The organism is Streptomyces achromogenes (genome assembly GCF_030816715.1).
Classification (GTDB): domain Bacteria; phylum Actinomycetota; class Actinomycetes; order Streptomycetales; family Streptomycetaceae; genus Streptomyces; species Streptomyces achromogenes_A.
This window is the reverse complement of sequence record NZ_JAUSYH010000001.1, coordinates 3,386,041-3,399,165: the sequence shown is the minus strand read 5'-3', so window position 1 is coordinate 3,399,165 and position 13,125 is coordinate 3,386,041. Positions and strand designations below refer to the sequence as shown.

At 69.8% G+C, this 13,125-nt stretch carries 10 protein-coding genes and 2 pseudogenes; 6 read left to right on the top strand and 6 right to left on the bottom strand.

Annotated features, from left to right (window positions below; translation table 11 throughout):
• Nucleotides 1-78: 78 nt before the first annotated feature.
• A complete protein-coding gene (locus QF032_RS15250; RefSeq protein WP_307056220.1) occupies nucleotides 79-741 on the top strand; it encodes an ATP-binding protein in 663 nt (220 codons plus the stop codon).
• Nucleotides 742-752: 11 nt separating this feature from the next.
• On the opposite strand, the gene QF032_RS15245 is transcribed toward QF032_RS15250, so the two are convergent.
• Complete coding sequence (locus QF032_RS15245; protein WP_307060266.1) at nucleotides 753-3,830, bottom strand: DUF3427 domain-containing protein; 3,078 nt, start codon at nucleotides 3,828-3,830, stop codon at nucleotides 753-755.
• A gap of 255 nt (nucleotides 3,831-4,085) precedes the next feature.
• Here QF032_RS15245 and QF032_RS15240 point away from each other — a divergent pair.
• Nucleotides 4,086-4,683: pseudogene (locus tag QF032_RS15240) on the top strand (SDR family NAD(P)-dependent oxidoreductase); the annotation flags it as partial.
• A gap of 168 nt (nucleotides 4,684-4,851) precedes the next feature.
• Here QF032_RS15240 and QF032_RS15235 read toward each other — a convergent pair.
• Nucleotides 4,852-5,880, bottom strand: coding sequence for a hypothetical protein (locus QF032_RS15235; protein WP_307056219.1), 1,029 nt, complete (start codon nucleotides 5,878-5,880; stop codon nucleotides 4,852-4,854).
• 97 nt (nucleotides 5,881-5,977) lie between these two features.
• On the bottom strand, nucleotides 5,978-7,453 hold the full coding sequence (locus QF032_RS15230; RefSeq protein WP_307043259.1) for a glycoside hydrolase: 1,476 nt from the start codon (nucleotides 7,451-7,453) through the stop codon (nucleotides 5,978-5,980).
• A gap of 273 nt (nucleotides 7,454-7,726) precedes the next feature.
• On the opposite strand from QF032_RS15230, the gene QF032_RS15225 reads away from it, so the two are divergent.
• Nucleotides 7,727-8,581 (top strand): class E sortase, encoded by an 855-nt coding sequence (locus tag QF032_RS15225; protein ID WP_307056218.1) that lies wholly within the window; start codon nucleotides 7,727-7,729, stop codon nucleotides 8,579-8,581.
• A gap of 138 nt (nucleotides 8,582-8,719) precedes the next feature.
• On the opposite strand, the pseudogene QF032_RS15220 reads toward QF032_RS15225, so the two are convergent.
• The 3 genes and pseudogenes from QF032_RS15220 to QF032_RS15210 all read right to left on the bottom strand — a co-directional run.
• Nucleotides 8,720-9,403: pseudogene (locus tag QF032_RS15220) on the bottom strand (DUF817 domain-containing protein); the annotation flags it as partial.
• A gap of 164 nt (nucleotides 9,404-9,567) precedes the next feature.
• Nucleotides 9,568-9,951: a GntR family transcriptional regulator gene (locus QF032_RS15215; RefSeq protein ID WP_307043253.1), complete on the bottom strand. Its 384-nt coding sequence runs from the start codon at nucleotides 9,949-9,951 to the stop codon at nucleotides 9,568-9,570.
• Entirely contained in the window at nucleotides 9,944-10,702 is a 759-nt protein-coding gene (locus tag QF032_RS15210) for a hypothetical protein (RefSeq protein WP_307043252.1), read from the bottom strand. Before QF032_RS15210 ends, QF032_RS15215 begins: the two co-directional genes overlap by 8 nt.
• Nucleotides 10,703-10,949: 247 nt before the next feature.
• Between QF032_RS15210 and QF032_RS15205 the strand changes: the two genes are divergently transcribed.
• The 3 genes from QF032_RS15205 to QF032_RS15195 all read left to right on the top strand — a co-directional run bounded on the left by QF032_RS15205 (nucleotide 10,950) and on the right by QF032_RS15195 (nucleotide 13,059).
• Nucleotides 10,950-11,267 carry a DUF6412 domain-containing protein gene (locus QF032_RS15205; RefSeq protein ID WP_306952109.1) on the top strand — a complete coding sequence of 106 codons (318 nt, stop codon included), beginning with the start codon at nucleotides 10,950-10,952 and terminating at the stop codon, nucleotides 11,265-11,267.
• Between the two features lie 96 nt (nucleotides 11,268-11,363).
• The gene (locus QF032_RS15200; protein WP_307056217.1) at nucleotides 11,364-12,062 is read left to right on the top strand and encodes a YidC/Oxa1 family membrane protein insertase; all 699 of its coding nucleotides are present in this window, start codon (nucleotides 11,364-11,366) and stop codon (nucleotides 12,060-12,062) included.
• Nucleotides 12,063-12,201: 139 nt separating this feature from the next.
• Nucleotides 12,202-13,059 (top strand): fumarylacetoacetate hydrolase family protein, encoded by an 858-nt coding sequence (locus QF032_RS15195; RefSeq protein ID WP_307043248.1) that lies wholly within the window; start codon nucleotides 12,202-12,204, stop codon nucleotides 13,057-13,059.
• Nucleotides 13,060-13,125: the final 66 nt, after the last annotated feature.

The window sequence follows — 13,125 nt, the reverse complement described above, 5'->3', positions numbered from 1 at the left end:
ATTTTGAGAGTTTCAATGCAACTCTCGGTATGTAGCCGATTGCATGGAGCAATCGGCGTCTCGTCGGGAGGTCTCGCCATGGTGCACAACGACCAGCGCACGCTGAGGAAGCCGTGGAGCATCGCCTTCGTGGCGGAAGCGGAGGAGGCGGCGTCGCTCCGTCGGCTGATGCGCCTCCATCTGGGGCTGTGGGGGCTCCCTGGAGTGATCGAGACCGCTCAACTCTGCGTGACCGAGATGCTTTCCAACGTCATCACGCACGTGGGGCCGGGGACGCCCACGACTCTCTCGGTCGCCATGAACGGTCGTCATGTTCGGATCGAGATCCAGGACCCGGACACTCGAGCTCTCCCCACCCTGCTCCAGGCGGGAGCTGAATCCGAAGGCGGCCGTGGGATGGCCCTCATCGACGCCATGGCCGTTCGCTGGGGTGTCGAGCCCCGCGCCAATCGGAAAGTCACCTGGTGCGAGTTGGCGGCGGAGCCGGACCTGTCGCCCTCGACGCACGACGATCCACGCGTGAATGGAGCCGAAGGGCTGTTGGACGTCTATAGGGGAGAGGAGACACGGGACGCCATGCTCGTCGGCTCCCAGCGGCTGAGCCTGGCCCGAGCGGAGGAAGCGGCGATCGACATCATCGCCGACCTCCTCCACTGGCTTCACACGCACGGCCGGGACGCGGACGACTTCCTCGACCGGGTGCAGACGCACTTTGAGGCAGAAGCCAGGAGTTCTGCCTGAGCTGCGGCAGGTCAGCTCGTGATGGATGCGTAGGAGCTCACATCGGCAGGAAGCTCGTGTTGGAGATCCCAGGTGATCGCCATCGGCTTGCTGCCGGTGTGGCCGGCGTAGGTGGCTGGCCCAAGTAGCATCCAGGGCTCGGCCTTGCCGATGCTGTTGTTCGTGTAGCGGCGGAGGAACAGCAGGACGTGACTGCCCCGCTCGGCGTGGTGCTGGTACCGCAGGCCGGTCACGGAGTCTGCCGGAGTGGTGCTCTGAGACTCCCAGTGGAAGCGGGTCGGGCTGAGCGCGTAGTCCTTGTAGCGGACGGTCGGCGAGAAGTCCCGCTCGCTCTTCTCCAGGGTGATCAGAAGGGCGTCGGTGTTGAACTCCTCCACCCACCGCACTCCCTGTCCGAAGGCCCGCGGCATCTGGCCGCCAAGTTTGGCGATCCCCAGCGCAGAGAGGATCTCGGAACGGTTGTAGGAGCTGTGGATCTTCAGCGGGATGGGAGCCAGCGAACCCTCCAGCGGGAGGGGGAAGTGGTCAGCCTTTTCCCGGGCGTACGACAGGACCTGCTCCAACTCGTCACGCAGCGACGGCTGGCCGCGCAGCGATTCAAGCCCTTGGCGGTAACTGGAGAAGCCGCCCGCGTTGTCCCACAGGTTGAAGAAGAGCATGCGGGCGTATCCCTGGTCCTGCACGGACAACGAGTCGTAGTCGGGGGCGTCATCGGCGACTAGGCGCAGGTACGCGTGAATCCGGTCCGGGTCGTCGACGTGCAGGAAAGCGTGAACTCGCTTGAGGAGCTCAGCTTCGCCCGGCGGCTCTTCCTCGTGGATGAACCCTGCCCTACGCAAGACCTTGGTCCAGGAGTTGTCGCTCTTGTAGAGCTCCTGGATATCGCGTCGGCTCTCGCGGAGGTAGTCGGCCAGCCGCGGGGTGTGGTAGTCCCTCACTTCCTTGGCCAACGTGGTGATGGTGGCCTTGAGTTGGGTGCGAATGTTGGCGAGGACGAGGTCCTTGGACTTGCCTTCCAGGATGATTTGGCAGCCCGAGGGCAACTGGGGGAAGCCCTGCTCGATGTTGTCGACCAGACGGTTGCGCGAGAGGTTGGTCAGGGCGCGGAACTGCTCTTCGAAGCGGAACTCGGCGCGGTGCTGGCCGATGAAGTCGAGGACTGTGAGGACCGGCTTGTTCGCCGTGCGACGCAGTCCGCGTCCGAGTTGCTGGAGGAAAACCGTGGCGCTGTTGGTGGGGCGCAGGAGCAGAAGGGTGTCGACGTCGGGGATGTCCAGGCCCTCGTTGAACAGGTCGACGGAGAAGATCACCTGGATGCGACCTGCTTTGAGGTCGTCGAGTGTCCGTTGGCGCATCTCGCGTTTGGAGTCACTGTCGAGTGCCGCTGCCCGGAAACCTACTCGGCGGAAGCACTCCGCCATGAAATGCGCATGGTTCTTGTTCACACAGAATCCCAGCGCGCGCATCGTGGCAGGGGCCGAGATCTTGTCCTCGACCTGCTTGATGACGATGCGGGCCCGAGCCTCGTCACCTGTGTAGAGGCGGCCGAGCTGATCCCGGTCGTAGACGCCCGACCGCCAGTCGAGGCGGGTTAGGTCCGTGCCGTCCGGCAGCCCGAAGTAGTGGAAGGGACAGAGCAGATCGTTTTCCAGTGCCTCCCAGAGTCGTAGCTCGGCGGCGATCCGTCCCTTGAAGAACTCGTCCTGCACATTGCACCCGTCCATCCGCTCCGGCGTCGCCGTGAGACCCAGGAGCTCGGCCGGCCTGAAGTGCTCGATGACCCGCCGGTAGGTCTCGGCGGTGGCGTGGTGGAACTCGTCGATGACGATGACGTCGAACCACTCCGGGTCGAGTTTCTCCAGGCGCTGGAGGTTGAGGGACTGGACGCTGGCGAAGACGTGCGTCCCCTCGCGCGGCTTCTCGCCGCTGTGAAGGAGTTCGCCGAAGGAGGCGTTGTCGAGTACCTCTCGGTAGGTGCGCAGAGACTGTTGCAGGATTTCCTTGCGGTGGGCGACGAAGAGCAGACGGGGAAGTTGCCCACCACGGGCGTCTCGCATCCTTCGGTAGTCGAGTGCGGCCATGACGGTCTTGCCCGTCCCCGTCGCCGCGACGAGCAGATTCCGATGGCGGCCTCGGACGTCGCGCTCAACGCGAAGGCGCTCCAGCATGTCCTTCTGATGCGGGAGCGGATGCACCTCGAGACCAGAGAGACTGATCTTGATATCTCCGGCAGGTCCGGTGCCGCCCGCCTGGGCGAGTGCCCGAGCTAGCCGCTCGCCATCGCGATCGGGGTCGTATGCCTCGAAGGCCGTGTCTGCCCAGTACGCGTCGAAGGTCGCCTCGAACTTGTCGAGCACCCTGGGAGTGGCCACCGAGGACAGCCGTACGTTCCACTCCAAGCCGTCAAGCAAGGCTGCCTTGGAAAGGTTGGAGCTGCCCACGTACGCCGTGTCGAAGCCGGTGTTGCGGCGAAACAGCCAGGCCTTGGCGTGCAAACGCGTCGACCTGATCTCATAGTTGACCTTGACCTCTGCGCCGAACTCACGCACCAGCCGGTCCAGGGCGTGGCGATCGGTGGCACCGATGTACGTCGTCGTGATGACCCTGATCGGGACACCACGTTCCTTGGCGGCGCGGAGCGAGTCCTCAAGGACTCGTATCCCGTACCACTTCACGAACGCGCAGAGCAGATCGATACGGTCGGCGGTGGCGAGCTCTGCCCGCAACTCCGCGCCCAAGCTCGGATCGTCCGGCGCGTTGGTGATCAGCGCCGTCTCGGAGAGAGGCGTCAGGGGCCTGATCGCGTACACGCCAGGAGCTTCCTGCTCGGCAAGCGCGAGAAGCTGACGGGGACCATCGACGATGGCGGTTCCGGCCGCGTCCACGTCCGGATCCGGCATGTTGCTGACCAGGGACCGCATGATCTCGTTGGCTGCGGCCACCTGTTTGTCATGGGAGAGCTGACTCAACCGCCGTTCGACGGCCTCACCGATATGGCGCGCAAGAACATGCGGTGAGGACTCGGCACTTACCTCCGCGTGGATCGGCTTCCAACCGGCCGCGTGCAGTTGCTCGATCTGTGCCTGCATGCCTTCGGTGATGAGCTCCTCGTACACACCCGGGACAGGTTGCGACAGATCTCCTGGCTGAGCCACGCGGGTCCCCCTAGATCGCTAGTTGCGCCACGAACAGTTTTAACAGGGACCGCTGGCACAAGAGGGCTGAGCGCTCGGACGAAGGCCGATGGGGTAGCGCGGAACGTGGGTTGTTACTTGGCGCAGCTAACTTGGCCGCCATGAATACCCCCCCAGGGCACCCCCAGACCCCTCACCGGCAAGGTCGTCGTGGTCACCGGTGCCGCCCGAGGCCAAGGTGCCGCCGAAGCCGGGGCTCTCGCCCAGGCCGGTGCCACCGTGATCGCCACTGACATCCGTCAGGAAGGCGACTGCCGGCCTCTTGACGTCGCCCGTGAGAGCGACTGGGCCGAGCTCGCCGCCGAACTGCGGGAGACGTACGGGCACGTTCACGGGCTGGTCAACAACGCGGGTGTCATTCACCGGGCCCGGCTCGGGGAGGTGCGCGCGGAGGACTTCGAGCGGGTGCACGCGGTGAACGCCACCGGGCCGCTGCTTGGCATCCAGTACCTCTCTCCGCTGATGCCGCCGGGGTTCGTCCATCGTCAACGTGGGGTCGTCCACCGCGTACACCGGCTACTACCCGGTGGCGTACACGGCCAGCAAGTGGGCGCTGCGGGGCGTCTCGAAGATCGCGGCCACAGAGCTGGGTCCGCGCGGGATCCGGGTCAACACGGTCCACCCCGGCTACATCGAGACGGAGATGACCGCCGCCGCGACCCCGGCCTTCCGGGAGACGACCATCCGCGAGACGCCCCTCGGTCGCAGCGGCACCGTCGACGACGTCGCGCCCCTCGTCGTCTTCCTGCTCGGTGACGCGTCCTCCTTCATCACGGGAGCGGAGATCCCCGTCGACGGGGGCTTCAGCGCGCACGGCGGCGTCAAGTCCATCTCGGACGCGTTGCGGCCCGACGGGCCGGGTGTCGGCTGAGTAGTCCGTCACCCGAGGTGGGGTGACGGTGAGGGCGGGGCGGTGCTACGCGGTTGCCCCGTGGCACCCCTCGTAGGCCGTACCCGACCCGCACCAGCACCCCGCCCCCCGCTCCGGCGGCCAGCCGACAGCCCGGCCCCTTGCCGCCAGGGTCGTCGCGTACTGGGGGAGCAGGTTCGCGTCCCCCGGTGATGAGGCCTCCGAGGCCGCGAAGGCCTCGTAGGAGGGGACCGTGCCGGTCACGATGCCGAGGTTGGCCGTGCCGGAGGCGGCGAGTTCGCGCAGGGACGCCTCTATGGTCGCCAGGTGCTCCTCGTGCGAGGGGTATTCGGCCGACAGCGTCGGGTACGCGCCGAGCAGCTCCGCCAGCTCTCCCGTGGGCCAGTGCAGGACCGCGACCGGGAACGGGCGGGACAGTTTCTCCCGGTATGCGCCGAGTTCGGCGCGCAGGCGGGAGATCTCCGCCCGCAGTTCGGCCGGATTGTCCGAGCCCAGGGACCAGACGCGCTTGGGGTCGTGCAGCTCGTCCAGGGGGACGGGGGAGGAGTGGAGGGTGTCGGCCAGCACGTCCCAGTCGTCGTGGGCGGCTCCCAGCATGCGGCGTACGCGGTGGCGGCCGAAGAGCAGGGGATGGCAGGAGTGCGGCGGGGGTTCCGGGACGTCGGCCAGGAGCAGGGTGACGCCCTCGGTGAACGTCTTCTGCGCGGCCTCCAGCTCGTCGTGGGCCTCCAGTGACTCCGCGACGATCACCCAGGGGGCCGGGTCGCGGGGGGCGGCGGCGCGGATGCCGTCGATGATCGCTCTGGCCTCGGCCTCGTGACCGTACTCCCACAGGTTGGAGGCCTTCAGGGCGCGGATCAGGTGGGGGCTCTCCAGGGTCTCCGGTCCCTCCGAGGAGGACAGGAGGCGGTCGTACAGGGTCGTCGCGGCGGGGCGGTCGCCGGCCAGTTCCAGGTGTGCCGCGGCCTGCAGCAGCAGGGCTTCCGCGTCCTCGGGATACAGGCCGGCGGTCCGCTCCAGGCGTGCCGCTTCGGCGGTGTGGTCGACGTTCTCGGCAGGCGTGTCGGGGCGCATGGGTGACACCGTAACGCCGCCCGCCGACAAAGGAGAGATACCTGATGGCCGGCGACCACATCGCCGCCCCGCCCACCCGGAATCCGTGCCGGACGTCCTAGATCGTCACCCCGTCCACCTGGAGGGTCTGCACCGCGCCCGCCGCGAACGGGACGCTGATCGACTTGCCGCTCAGGCGGGTGTCCGAGTGGGAGGCGTAGAGGTCGCCGGAGCCGTTGGTCACCGTGTTCCAGCGCGGGACCAGTCCCCCCGATCCGCCGCTCACCGTGGTGAAGCGGGAGAGGTCGAAGGTGAGCGTCTGGGCCGACGACGACGTGTTCGCCGCGACGATCACCAGGCGCTTCGCCGTCCTGTCGATGGCCGCCGCCGCGTAGCTCACGCCCGTGTCGAGGATCGTCATGCCGGGCCGGATGTGACGGCTGAACTGGGCCATCACGTAGTACTTCGTGGTGACCGCGCCGGCCGCCAGCGTGTTCGGGTCGTACCGGATCATCGCCCAGCCCGCCGACGGGTCCATGACCTGCCAGTAGACCCACGCCGTCGGGTGCAGCCAGCGGAAGTCGTAGAGCAGGTTGCTCGCCATGGTGAGACCGGTGCCGTCCTTGTCGCCGGTCTCGGAGTTCCACAGTGCCTTCTTGGCCGTCGTCACGACGTCCGTGTACAGCAGGTCGCGGCGGCCGCCGGAGCCCTGGTAGCCGTGGACGTTGACCCGGTTCACGTACCCCTTCGTCGTCGCGGAGAAGGAGTTCCAGGTGGTGCGGGCGAGGTCGTAACTCGTCTCGTCCGAGGCCGAGATCTTGGTCGCCGTCAGGCCGCGCGCGTCCAGCTCGCTGCGCATGTACGGCAGGACGGCCGCCTGGACGGTGGCGTCCATGTGGCAGCCCTCCTGCGTCCCGGTCGCCGTCCACCAGGACGAGGACGGTTCGTTGAAGGGGTCGACCGTCGCGAAGTTCACGCCCCAGTTGTTCTTGGCGCGCAGGGCGACCGCCGCGAGGTGGGAGGCGTGCTGGCGGTAGTTCCAGGACTGGAGGTTGTTGCCGCCGCCCGACGCGCCCGACGGGTTGTGGTTCAGGCACATCCACCACATGGGGGAGTTGGCGAACAGCTCCGACGTCGCGCCGCGCGACGCGGCCTTCTGCAGCATCGCGCGCTGGTTCGCGTCCGCCGTCCAGTCCCAGGCCGAGGACGTCGGGTCCTCGTTGTTCCAGTCCTGCCAGTAGCCCTCGATCTGCTTGAACCCGGGGATGTTGGGGGAGACCGCCATCGACGCGCCGCCCACGGTGTTCCAGCTGCACGCGCCCAGGTTGTAGCGGGCGATGTTGAGGCCGAGGCCGGGCAGGGTGCTGCCGTTGTAGGACACCGACTTGGTCGTGAAGAAGATGTCGGCGAAGTCGTCCCGGGCGCCGAAGACGTTCGCCCACCAGGCGAGGGAGGTGCCCCAGCCTTCCCAGGTGCCGTACGTCGTCGCGGGATTGACGGCGATCGTGGAGTCGGCGCGGGCGGTGCCCGTCGCGAGGGTGCTCCCGAGGAGCGCGCCGCCCGTGGCCGCCAGCAGTGTTCTGCGTCGGATCATGACTTCTCCGCTTCATGACAGCGATCGACCGCCGGTCGTCCCCGCCGGCGTCGTCGGAGTGCGTCAATGCGTCAAATCGTCAATGCGTAGGTGCGTCAATGCGTCACGAAGCATCGGGTGTGGTCCGTGCGGTTGTCGAGAGTTCTGACAGCCCTTTCTCAAACCTGTGGAGAAAGGGGCGGAAGGGGTTCGAGGGGACGAACGCGCGGGGTGGGGACGGTCCGTGTATGTACGGGTCTGGAGACCTTGTCCCCCTCCCCTTATCGTGCCCGCGTGCAGACTTCCCCCGGGCGGTGGACTCCCCTCGGCCGGCGCGTCCCCGTCGTTCGGCACGGCACCCGGCGGCGGCGCGCCCGGTGCCGGCGGGCGCTGTGGACCGGCGCCGAACTCCTCGTCACCGCCGGGGTGCTGGTGCTTCTCCTCGTCGTCCACCAGCTGTGGTGGACCAACCGGGAGGCGAAGGACGGCGCCGAGCGCGGGGTGGCGGCCCTGGAGCGGGAGTGGGGGAGCGGCGAGGCGGACGGTCCGCAGGGCGCCGCCGGTGACGGGGGCCCGGGCGCCGGCACCGCCGCCGGCGGCCCGTCCGCCGGCGACGAGGACGGCGCCGGCCCCGACGGCCGTACCGGCTCGTCGGCAGGGGGCGCGGGCGACGCCGGGAGCGGCGTCCCGCGTCCCTCCCAGGCCTACGCCGTGCTGCGCATCCCCCGGATCGGCCTGCGGGTGCCGGTCGGCGAGGGCACCAGCAAGCGGAAGGTCCTCGACAAGGGGTACGCGGGTCACTACAGCGGCAGTCAACAGCCGGGGCAGCAGGGCAACTTCGCGCTCGCCGGGCACCGCAACACGCACGGTGAGCCCTTCCGGTACCTCAACCGCCTGGGGAAGGGCGACAGGGTGGAGGTGGAGACCCGGGACGCCACCTACACCTACCTCGTCGACAAGGTCCTGCCGCAGACCTCACCCCGCGACTCGGGCGTCATCGGGCCCGTGCCCCGCTCCCTCGCGAAGCCCGGTCACGGTTACGGCGTCCCCGGCCGCTACCTCACCCTCACCACCTGCACTCCCGAGTACACCTCCCGGTACCGGCTGGTCGTGTGGGGCGTCCTGGTCGCCGCGCAGCCCCGCGGATAGGACGCCGTCGCGCCGGCGCTCGCGGGGGTCTCGGTGCTCCCGGGGTTCGCGCCGCTCCCGGCGGGCCCCGCAGATGACGAAGGTGACGCTGATCAGCAGCGCCCACGAGACCCACTTGGAGAGGGCGACGGGCTCCCAGCCGTGGAGCTGGTACGGGTAGGTCCAGGCGCCGAGGTAGGTGGCGATGTTCTCGGCCAGCCAGAGGAAGAAGCCGATCAGCGTGAAGGCGAGCGCCAGCGGCATCCGGTGCCGCAGCCTGCCGACCGTGAAGTGCGCCCACGTGCCCGCCGTGGCGGCCAGCAGCAGCGCGCCGAGCGGCAGCCGCAGGTCCGGCAGCCAGTGATGGGTCAGGAAGTTCACGTACAGGCCGACGGCGAGCACGGCGGTGGAACGGGCCCGGTAGCGGGTCAGGGACAGGCCGAGCAGCCGCCAGGACCGGCAGACGTAGCTGCCGACGGCCGCGTACATGAAGCCGCCGTACAACGGCACTCCGGCGATCTTGGTGAGGCCGGGCTCGGGGTAGCTCCACGAACCCACCCGCACCTTCACCAGCTCGAAGGCGAGCCCCAGGACATGGCAGACGGCCACCACCGCGACCTCCCTCCGGGACTCCCAGCCCAGGAGCCACGCGAGAGCGGTGAGCAGCACGCCGTAGGCGAGGAGGAGGTCGTAGCGGGCCACCGGGAGGACCGGGAGCAGCCTGGAGACGGCCATGCCGCCGAGCAGCGCGACCGCGAAGGCGCAGCAGCGCGCCTGGACCCAGCCGAAGCGGGCCAGCTGACCGGCGAACGTCCTGACCCCGCGGGCCACTCTCCTGTGCATGTCGTGCCCATCGTGCCCGTCGTGCCCGTCGTGCCCGTCGTGCCCGTCGTGCATGTGGTGCCCATCGTGCATGTGATGCCTGTCCTGCAGGTGCATGGTCATGTAGAGCCGCCGGGCGGGGCGGTCGGTTGCGGACCGCGTCGCGGTGTTCCGGCACCAGGCCGCTACGCCCCCTCCTCCAGCGCCTCTCGGACGGCGGTCAGGACGGCTTCGGTGTCGGCGCCGAGGGCGCGGGCGGACGCGGTGAAGTCACGTGCCAGCGTCGCCAGTTGCTCGGGATCGGGGCGGCCCGGACGGGCCCGGGGAGCCGCCACCCGGGAGCCGGCGCCGCGCCGGGTGCGGATCAGCTCGGCGGCCTCCAGTTCCCGGTAGGCGCGGGCCACCGTCCCCGGCGCCAGACCCAGGTCGGCGGCGAGCTGGCGGACGGTCGGCAGCCGCTCGCCCTCCGTCAGCCGGCCGGTGACGATCAGCGCGGCGAGCTGGGACCGGATCTGGTCGTACGGGGGCACCTGGCTGGTGGTGTCGACGCGTACCGCGGGCTCACTCATCGCCCACGGCCCGGGGTGCGACGACGGTGAACAGGCACCAGCCCAGACTGAACAGGGCGAGCAGCCCCAAGGGGTAGATCACCAGCGCGGTGACGTTGCCCAGCATGCCGGCGCAGGTGGTGTACGACAGCACCCGGCCGATCATGCCGAGGACGATGAGCAGTTGGCTGGAGACCAGCAGCCCCCAGGCCCCGGTGATCGCCCAGCTGCGGTCGTGGCGTCGCAGGTTGTCGCCGGGGCGGTGGGCGATGCGGCGCAGTGCCCAGACGCAGGCGGCGGTGCCGAGGGCGAGGGCGGCGAGGGCCGGGGCGGCGTAGTGGACGCCGGGCCAGGGGCCCAGGAGCCGGGGTCTGTGGCCGGTACAGGTGACGGTGAGGGTGCGGCCGATCCGGCCGTGGGCGTCGGGGGATGCCATGAGGGTCCCGATCGTCAGCAGGACGGCGATGCAGGCCGCCTCGAAGACCAGCAGCGGCGCCATCCGGGGCGGGACGTGGTCCCGGACCCGGCGCGGGGCGAGGCCGGCGGTGCGGACCGCCTCCAGGGGGGCGGGGGTGAGGGAGTCGCCGAGCAGGACCCCGCCCACGACGCACAGCCCGAACGCGGTGACCGCGCTGAGGAAGCGCATGGCGAGGTCGTCGCTGTCCATGGCCGCCAGCGGCTGCGCGACGACGACGCCCAGGGCGAGGCCCGCCCAGCGGGCACAGAGGTCGGCGCGCGCCAGCAGCCGCTCGGGCGGGACGGTGTCGAGCATGGCGGACCCCCGGTCGGTACTTGTATCAAGTAGTGAGTACAAGATGCCGTGAGCCGAATCTTGTGTCAAACAACTGATACAAGCTGCCTCACCGGCGGGCTCGGCGGGCTCGGCGGGCTGGCGGGCTCGGCGGCCTGGCGGGAGTTGCGGCCGAAGGTGTGGTTGCGGCTCCGGCTCCGGTTGCGGTTGCGGCTCCGGAACCATCGCCGTCTCCCGGACGTCCTCTTGGGAGCAGGGAAGGAGAGGCATGCCGCACAACCGGTTCGACGCGCGTCGCGCCGTCATGCCCTTCCTGCTCCTCCTCGTCCTCGACGTCCTGCTTCTCGACTCCGGCAGTCTCACGGCCGCCGTCGCCCTCGCCGCGACCGCCGCCGCCTCCTCCGCGCTCGTCGTCTGCACCGTCGTCGCCGCGCGCAGCGCGCCTCGCGTGCCGCCCACCCGGGTGCGCACGGCGATCAGGGACCGGGCCCGGCGCACGGCCTTCCTGTCGCAACGCGATCCGGACGCGTCCGGCCGGCCGCGCCCGCGAGCGCCCGGTCAGCCCCTCCCGGCGACCGCCGCGTAGGGCACGTCCGACGCCGTCCTCGTGACCCCGCGCGGGTCGTCATGCCGCCAACCCCGTTGTCCCGGCACGACGAGACCCCCGGAGGGCTCCTCACCCATGTCCGTTTTCGCCAGCCTGGTCGAGCACCTCGCCGACCTGCTCCACCCCCTGTTCGGCGCCGCCGCCGCGGCCGCCGCGATCGTCCTGTTCACCGCGCTCGTACGGCTCCTCGTCCACCCGCTCTCCCGCGCGGCCGCCCGCGGGCAGAAGGCCCGCACCGCCCTGCAGCCGAGGATCGCCGAACTGCGCAGCAAGCACGCGAAGGACCCCGAACGGCTCCGGAAGGCCGTGCTGGAACTGCACGCCGCGGAAGAGGTGTCGCCGCTCTCCGGCTGCCTGCCGAGCCTGCTCCAGGCACCCGCGTTCTTCGTGCTCTACCACCTCTTCTCCAGCACCTCGGTCGGCGGTGAGAGCAACGGGCTGCTTAGCCACCGGCTGTTCGCCGCACCCCTCGGCGATCACTGGGCGGACGCGCTCGCCGAAGGCGGCCCGGTCGGCGGGGCCGGTCTGGTCTACCTCGCGCTGTTCACCGTCGTGGCCGTGGTCGCCACTTTCAACTACCTGCGCGCCAAGCGGACGCCGCTGCCCGTGACCGGCGGCCAGGACGTGCCCGGGGCCGGCGCCCTCACCAAGGTCATGCCGTTCATGTCGTTCCTCACCCTGGTCACCGTGGCGGTCGTGCCGCTGGCCGCCGCGCTGTACGTGATCACGTCGACGACCTGGAGCGCGGTCGAACGGGCCGTCCTGTACCGATGACGTCCGCGCACGTCCGTCCGGTGACGGTCCAGTACGTGAACCGGGTATTGCGGAGCGGACGCCGAGCTTGGACGATCGACCAGTCCTCCGATGGCTGCACCCGTCGGAGGACGACCCGCGATCCAGGGAGACGGTCATCATGAAGTTGCTGCGAGTCGGTACGAAGGGAACGGAGCGTCCCGCGCTGCTCGACTCCGAGGGGGTTCTGCGGGACCTCTCCGGGATCGTCCAGGACATCGACGGAGCGCTGCTCGCCGACGACGCGGCGCTCGGCCGGGTCCGGGCCGCCGCCGAGTCCGGGACACTGCCGGCGCTGGACGCCGCCGGGCTGCGGATCGGGCCGCCGCTGGCACGGATCGGCAAGATCGTGTGCATCGGGCTGAACTACCACGACCACGCCCGGGAGACCGGGGCCGAGCCGCCCGCCGAGCCCGTGATCTTCTTCAAGGCGGCGGACACGGTCGTCGGGCCGCACGACACCGTGCTGATCCCGCGCGGGTCCGTCAAGACCGACTGGGAGGTGGAGCTGGCCGTCGTCGTCGGGCGCACGGCCCGCTACCTGGAGTCGGCCGAGGAGGGGCTCGCCCACGTCGCCGGATACGCGGTGGCGCACGACGTGTCCGAGCGGGAGTTCCAGATCGAGCGCGGCGGGACCTGGGACAAGGGCAAGAACTGCGAGACGTTCAACCCGCTGGGGCCGTGGCTGGTGACGGCGGACGAGATCGCCGACCCGCAGGACCTCTCCCTGCGGCTCTGGGTCAACGGGGAGCTCAAGCAGGACGGCACGACGGCCGAGCAGATCTTCGCCGTCGGGGAGGTCGTGCGGTACGTCAGCCAGTTCATGACGCTGTACCCCGGGGACGTGATCAACACCGGGACGCCGGCCGGGGTGGCCCTCGGGGCCCCCGACCCGAAGCCGTTCCTGCGGGGCGGGGACGTGGTGGAACTGGAGATCTCGGGGCTGGGGCGGCAGCGGCAGGAGTTCGCCGTCGCGTAGCGCTCCGCGGGATCGGTGGGGGACTGCGGGGTCGGAGCAGGGGTGCGGTTGCTCGTCGGGCGCGGG

Bases quoted from the DNA above. Each gene is read 5' to 3' on its own strand.
- QF032_RS15250 (WP_307056220.1), top strand. From the start codon at position 79: ATGGTGCACAACGACCAGCGCACGCTGAGGAAGCCGTGGAGCATCGCC.
- QF032_RS15245 (WP_307060266.1), bottom strand. From the start codon at position 3,830: ATGCAGGCACAGATCGAGCAACTGCACGCGGCCGGTTGGAAGCCGATC.
- QF032_RS15235 (WP_307056219.1), bottom strand. From the start codon at position 5,880: ATGCGCCCCGACACGCCTGCCGAGAACGTCGACCACACCGCCGAAGCG.
- QF032_RS15230 (WP_307043259.1), bottom strand. From the start codon at position 7,453: ATGATCCGACGCAGAACACTGCTGGCGGCCACGGGCGGCGCGCTCCTC.
- QF032_RS15215 (WP_307043253.1), bottom strand. From the start codon at position 9,951: ATGAGTGAGCCCGCGGTACGCGTCGACACCACCAGCCAGGTGCCCCCG.
- QF032_RS15210 (WP_307043252.1), bottom strand. From the start codon at position 10,702: ATGCTCGACACCGTCCCGCCCGAGCGGCTGCTGGCGCGCGCCGACCTC.
- QF032_RS15205 (WP_306952109.1), top strand. From the start codon at position 10,950: ATGCCGCACAACCGGTTCGACGCGCGTCGCGCCGTCATGCCCTTCCTG.
- QF032_RS15200 (WP_307056217.1), top strand. From the start codon at position 11,364: ATGTCCGTTTTCGCCAGCCTGGTCGAGCACCTCGCCGACCTGCTCCAC.
- QF032_RS15195 (WP_307043248.1), top strand. From the start codon at position 12,202: ATGAAGTTGCTGCGAGTCGGTACGAAGGGAACGGAGCGTCCCGCGCTG.